Source organism: Microtetraspora niveoalba (assembly GCF_001570405.1).
In the GTDB taxonomy this organism is placed as follows: domain Bacteria; phylum Actinomycetota; class Actinomycetes; order Streptosporangiales; family Streptosporangiaceae; genus Microtetraspora; species Microtetraspora niveoalba.
This window is the reverse complement of record NZ_BBYM01000078.1, coordinates 1-5,763: the sequence shown is the minus strand read 5'-3', so window position 1 is coordinate 5,763 and position 5,763 is coordinate 1. Positions and strand designations below refer to the sequence as shown.

6 protein-coding genes and 1 pseudogene are annotated in these 5,763 nt (G+C 72.8%); 5 read left to right on the top strand and 2 right to left on the bottom strand.

Going from position 1 to position 5,763, the window contains the following annotated elements; all coding sequences use genetic code 11:
• Positions 1–902: DMT family transporter (locus AWQ70_RS37010; RefSeq protein ID WP_245647335.1), on the top strand; the 902-nt coding region annotated here is incomplete at its 5' end.
• A 145-nt stretch (positions 903–1,047) separates the two neighbouring features.
• Positions 1,048–2,175 (top strand): alcohol dehydrogenase catalytic domain-containing protein, encoded by a 1,128-nt coding sequence (locus tag AWQ70_RS37005; protein WP_067186883.1) that lies wholly within the window; start codon positions 1,048–1,050, stop codon positions 2,173–2,175.
• 27 nt (positions 2,176–2,202) lie between these two features.
• On the opposite strand, the gene AWQ70_RS37000 is transcribed toward AWQ70_RS37005, so the two are convergent.
• Together AWQ70_RS37000 and AWQ70_RS36995 are read right to left on the bottom strand one after the other, a co-directional pair.
• Positions 2,203–2,505: a DUF6204 family protein gene (locus AWQ70_RS37000; RefSeq protein ID WP_245647334.1), complete on the bottom strand. Its 303-nt coding sequence runs from the start codon at positions 2,503–2,505 to the stop codon at positions 2,203–2,205.
• Positions 2,502–3,140 (bottom strand): TetR/AcrR family transcriptional regulator, encoded by a 639-nt coding sequence (locus AWQ70_RS36995; RefSeq protein ID WP_067186880.1) that lies wholly within the window; start codon positions 3,138–3,140, stop codon positions 2,502–2,504. The genes AWQ70_RS37000 and AWQ70_RS36995 overlap by 4 nt, the downstream gene beginning before the upstream one ends.
• 150 nt (positions 3,141–3,290) lie before the next feature.
• Here AWQ70_RS36995 and sigJ point away from each other — a divergent pair, with 150 nt between their 5' ends.
• From sigJ to AWQ70_RS36980, 3 genes and pseudogenes are all read left to right on the top strand, one after another.
• On the top strand, positions 3,291–4,181 hold the full coding sequence (sigJ, locus tag AWQ70_RS36990; protein WP_067186878.1) for an RNA polymerase sigma factor SigJ: 891 nt from the start codon (positions 3,291–3,293) through the stop codon (positions 4,179–4,181).
• Positions 4,182–4,436: 255 nt separating this feature from the next.
• The gene (locus AWQ70_RS36985) at positions 4,437–5,315 is read left to right on the top strand and encodes an NADP-dependent oxidoreductase (protein WP_245647333.1); all 879 of its coding nucleotides are present in this window, start codon (positions 4,437–4,439) and stop codon (positions 5,313–5,315) included.
• Positions 5,316–5,529: 214 nt separating this feature from the next.
• Positions 5,530–5,763, top strand: a pseudogene (locus tag AWQ70_RS36980) (TetR/AcrR family transcriptional regulator); the annotation flags it as partial.

The window sequence follows — 5,763 nt, the reverse complement described above, 5'->3', positions numbered from 1 at the left end:
GCGCGGGCGCGGGCGCGGGCGAGCAGGCGTCCGGCGCGGGCGCGGGCGGCGGAACGCGCCTGATGGCGTTCGCGCCGCCCGTGTTCGTCGTGCTGTGGAGCAGCGCGTTCATCGCGGGCATTCCGGGGGTCGAGGCGGCTCCGCCGTTGCTCCTGATGTTCGCGCGCTTCGCCGTGGCCGGCGCGCTGCTCACCGCGTACGCGCTGATCACGGGGGCGCGGTGGCCGCGCGGCCGGGCCCTGGCGCACATCGCGGTCTCGGGTCTGCTGATCCAGGCGGTGCAGTTCGGCGCCTTCTACACGGCGCTCGGCATGGGCTTCCCCGCCGCCGTCGTCTCGCTCGTCCAGGGGCTCAACCCGGTCGTCATCGTGCTGGCCTCGCGGTTCCTCGGCGAGACGGTCTCCCGGCGGCAGGCCCTCGGCTTCGCCCTCGGCGCGGCGGGCGTGGTCCTCGCGGTCGCCGACCGGGTGAGCCTGTCGGCCTGGGGTGTGGCGCTGTGCCTGGTCGGGCTGGCCGGGCTGAGCGCCGGCACCCTGTACCAGAAGCGTTTCGTCCCCGAGATGGACGTACGCACCGGGACGGCCGTGCAACTGCTCGTCAGCGCCCCGGCGGTCGGGCTGGTCTGCGTCGCGGTGGAGACCCCGCGGGTGTCGGACTGGGCGGCGTTCGGCGGGTCCGTCGCCTGGATGGTGCTGGTCAACTCCATCGCGGCGTTCATCCTGCTGAACACGATGCTGCTCCGCTGGCCGGCCGGCCGGGTGAGCACCCTGTTCTTCCTGACCCCGTCGGTGACGGCGGTCCTGGCCTGGCTGCTCGCCGGCCAGACGCTGCACCCGCTCGCCGTCGCCGGGCTGGTGCTCGGCGCCGCCGGCGTGCTGCTCGCCAACCATCGGGCCCGCTGAGACACCCCGGCCGCCGGATGCCGCGGCTCGGCCGCACCGGGCCGACCGGGCCGTGCCGTACGCGCCGGACCGGCGGCCCCCGCTCGCGCGAGGCTCCGGGACGCCCGCCGACGACAACCCTGGAAACGTCTGGAGAGGTGATGTGATGAGGATCCGCGGAGCCGTGCTGGAGGAGATCGGCCGGGCACGCCCCTACGCCGCGTCCCGGCCGCTGTCGATCTGCGAGCTCGAACTGGACCCGCCCGGTCCCGGCGAGCTGCTCGTCAGGATCGAGGCCGCGGGCGTGTGCCACTCGGATCTGTCCGTCGTCGACGGCAACCGGGTGCGCCCCGTACCCATGCTGCTGGGCCACGAGGCGGCCGGCGTGGTGGAGCGGGTCGGCCCCGGCGTCGACGACATCGAGCCCGGCCGGCGGGTCGTCATGACCTTCCTGCCGCGCTGCGGCGCCTGCGACGGCTGCGCCACCGACGGCGTGACCCCCTGCGTACGCGGAAGCGCGGCGAACAACACGGGGACGCTGCTCGGGGGCGCGGTCCGCCTGCGCCGCGACGGCGCCCCGGTCCTGCACCACCTCGGGGTCTCCGCCTTCGCCACCCACGCCGTCGTCGACCGGCACTCGGTCGTCCCGGTGGACGACGACGTCCCGCCCGAGGTCGCCGCGGTCCTCGGCTGCGCCGTCCTCACCGGCGGAGGCGCGGTCGTCAACGCCGGGCGGCCCTCCCCGGGCCAGACGGTGATGGTCGTCGGGCTCGGCGGCGTCGGCATGGCGGCGCTGATCACCGCCCTCGCGATGGACGGCGTCGAGGTCGTCGGCGTGGACGCCAACCCCGGCAAGCTCGCCATCGCGCGCGGGCTGGGCGCGCACGCGGCGTACGGCCCGGCCGAGGTGATCGAGTCCGGGATCAGGGCCTCGATCGTGGTCGAGGCGGCCGGGAACGCCCGGGCCTTCGAGACCGCCGTCACCGCGACCGCCCCCGGTGGCCGTACCGTCACGGTGGGCCTCCCGGCGCCCGACGCCCGCTCGTCGATCTCGCCGCTCGGGCTCGTGGCGGAGGGGCGGACCATCGTCGGAAGCTACCTCGGCTCGGCGATGCCCGCCCGGGACATCCCGGTCTTCGCCCGGATGTGGCGTGAGGGCAGGCTCCCGGTCGAGGCGCTGGTGTCGGCGCGGATCGGGCTCTCGGAGGTGAACGAGGCGATGGACCAGCTCGCCGACGGGACCGCCGTCCGGCAGGTCATCGTGTTCGACGACGACGCCGGCCCGGGCGCGTGAGACCGCGGGCCGCCGGGCGTTCGGAGGCTAACCGCGCCGGCCCCTCGGGCGGATCCTGATGTCGCGCATGTCCGTCACCGCGATCTTGAGGATCTCGTACGCGTGACCGTGCGCGTCCAGCGCGACCATCGCCCCCAGGGCGGCCTCGTCCTCGCCGTCGTCCGGCCCGGCGGGCACCTGGCAGCGGAAGGTGAAGACGGACACGGTCGCGTCGTGCGTGAACGTCCCGGCCTCGGTGTAGGCGGCGCCGCCCGCGGCCGGCACGGCGGCCCGCCCGGCGTCGTCGAGCCCCGTGAACTTCCCCCTGATCGTCACCCTGAACACGGTCATCCCTTTCGTACGGCGTAGGTGATGACGCGCTCGCCGAGCAGGCTCTCGACGACGTCCAGCAGGTCCAGAACGGCGGCGGCGATCGTGTCGGGGTTCTCGCCCGCAGCCGTCCGCCGTCCGATCTCGGCGTAGACCAGCGAGTGCAGGCAGCCGATGTGCCAGGCCACCGCGCGCGGCAGCGGATCGTCCTCGGCCGCGCCGGTCTCCTCGGCCAGCACCACCGCCAGCGCGTCGGTCATCCGGCGGCCGAGGTCCTCCAGGCGGGCGGTCAGCGTGGGGGCGGCCAGCATCATCTCCAGGACGCGTCCGAATCCGGCGCTCAGCCCCACCGTGCGCTCGCGGGCGCGTATCTCCGCGCGCAGCCGCGCCAGCACGGCGCCCGCCGCGGACTCCCCCGGCGGCCGCTGCCGCACGATGTCGGCCAGCCGCCGCGGCGAGGCCTCCTCGGGCGGCAGGACCAGGTCCTCCTTGGCCTCGAAGTAGTTGTAGACGGTGTTGACCGACACCTCGGCGGCGGCCGCGACCTCGGCGATGGTGACCTGCTCGAAGCCGCGCTCCACGAACAGGCCGACGGCCGTCTCGGAGATGCGCTGCCGGGTCTGCCGCTTCTTGCGCTCCCGCAGTCCTTCGGACATGCGTGGACTCTACTCCAAATTTGGAGCCCACTGCATTTTTGCGTTCAACTCCACGAAGCCGTCCATCGGCCCGGCCCGCCGGCTCCAGGACGTGATCCAGACCGCGGCCACAGTACGCTGCGTCCACAAGCTGGAGGAGTTGCGATCTGTATGGGCGATGGGCACGCGCCCGGGCCGTCTGAGCGGGAGGACATGCTCGGAGCCGAATGGGAGAGGCACCGGCCCGCGGTGTTCGGTGTGGCCTATCGGCTGATGGGCAGTGTGGCCGACGCCGAGGACGTGACCCAGGACGTGTGGCTGCGGGCGGCCGGGACAGATCTGCAGGACGTCGATGATCTGCGGGCCTGGCTGGTGACGGTGGCCGCGCGGCGGTCGTACGACATCCTCAGGAGTGCCCGCTTCCGCCGGGAGACCTATGTCGGGCCGTGGCTGCCGGAGCCGCTGCTGACGGGGCCGGGCGCGTCGGAGCAGGTCCTCGTCGACGAGTCCGTCAGTTCGGCGATGTTGCTGATCATGGAGGAGCTGAGCCCGCCGGAGCGGGTGGCCTTCGTCCTGCACGATGTCTTCGGTATCGAGTTCGGCCGCATCGGCGAAGTGCTGGATGTCTCCGTGCCGGGTGCCCGGCAACTCGCCTCGCGGGCGCGACGGCGGGTGGCCACGGCGAAGGAGTCCACGCCGCAGGCATCGAAGGCGGAGCGTGAACGCGTACTCGGGGTCTTCCGTGCCGCCTACGAGGCCGGAGATCTGGCCGGCCTGGTCGAACTGCTGCACCCGGACGCCGTCTACGTCACCGACGGCGGCGGCAAGGCCGCCGCGGCACGCAAACCCATCCACGGCGGCGAGCGCGTCGCCGAGGTGCTGGTGCGGGTGGGGCGTAAGTGGCCTCCGGACCGCATCGACTTCGTCGAGGTCGGCGGTGAGCCGGCCCTCGCGTTCCACCGGGAAGGGCGCGTCTACTCCGTCGACACGGTGCAGATCACAGACGGTCTGATCATCGCGTACCGCAGGGTCGTCAACCCGGACAAACTTGTGCGCGTCTGAGCTGTCACATCCGGAGGGGCTACCTGTCTCCCTGATGGGAACGCAAAACGGGACGACGCGATGTCCCGGGCAGGTGAGACCGATCATGCGCAAGGGAATACAACCACCTGCCGCATCGCCTCGATGACGAGCCGCTGTGAGCCCTGCGTGTGAAGGGCTGCTCGCTCGAACCGTCCCTTCCCAGTAAGGACCTGTATGCGAGCCATCACTGTTCGAGACCGAGACGCCGGTATTGCCGGGCTGTCCCTGACGGACATGCCCTACCCTCACGCGGCCGAGAACGACGTCATCGTGCGGGTGTACGCCGCGGGTTTCACTCCCGGAGAGCTGGACTGGCCGGGGACGTGGACCGATCGCGCCGGCCGTGACCGGACGCCGAGCGTGCCCGGGCACGAGCTGTCGGGTGTCGTCGAAAAGCTGGGGTACGGCACCACCGGCCTGAGCGTCGGCCAACGCGTCTTCGGACTGACCGACTGGACCCGCAACGGTTCGCTCGCCGAGTACACCGCGGTGGAGGCCCGCAACCTCGCGCCGCTGCCAGCGGACATCGACCACACCTTGGCCGCCGCGCTGCCGATCTCCGGGCTGACCGCCTGGCAGGGACTGTTCGACCACGGCCGCCTGGCCCCCGGTCAAACCGCTCTGATCCACGGCGCCGCGGGCGGCGTCGGCTCGATCGCGGTACAGCTCGCCCATGAGGCCGGCGCCCGTGTCATCGGCACCGGCCGGTCCGCCGACCGGGACAGGGCACTCGCCATGGGCGCCGACACCTTCCTGGACCTGCAGACCGAGAGGCTGGAGGACGCCGGCGAGGCCGACGTCGTGTTCGACGTGATCGGCGGAGACATCCTTGACCGCTCGGCCGCCCTGGTCCGCGCCGGCGGCACGCTGGTCACCATCGCCATGCCGCCCAAGGTCCGGCCCACGGACGGGCGGGCGGTCTTCTTCGTCGTCGAACCCGACCGCACCCGGCTCACCGAGCTCGCCACGCGGCTCAGGGACGGACGGCTCAAGCCCATCGTCGGCGCCGTGCGACCGCTCGCCGAAGCACCTGCCGCGTTCGCCCCCGCCACGCGCACCCAGGGCAAGACGATCATTCGCGTCATGGAAGACCGGACACGAGATCGATCGTGATCGGAACGCAGATCGCTCGTGGCCTGCCGGCCGTCGTCACGACGGCTGCGGCAGGGACCTCGGACCGGCCCGCCCACGTCAAGACGCCGACTGCGGCCGTGGCATCGGAGCACCCCTCCGGAACCCTTCGACCTCTGCTCCAGCAGGCACTGCGCAGTCCTGCCGGGGCCGTCATGTATCCGACCTGCCCGACCTGATCGGCCGGAGCGAGCAGTTGGAGGCGCGCGAGATCGCTTTCTACACGGCGGCGCAGCACGCGGGGGTGATCCGCCCCGATCTGCCGCCCGCGTGGGTCGGCAACCATGTCTACGGGTTGATGGTCGCCGTCCGGGAGAGCCTCCGGCAGGGCAGCGTCGCCCGCCGGGACATCGAGGAACTCGTGCTGACCACCCTGCTCGGCGGCGCCGGCGGCGCCGGCGGCCCCGCCGCCCGGTCCGCCGCCGGGCGC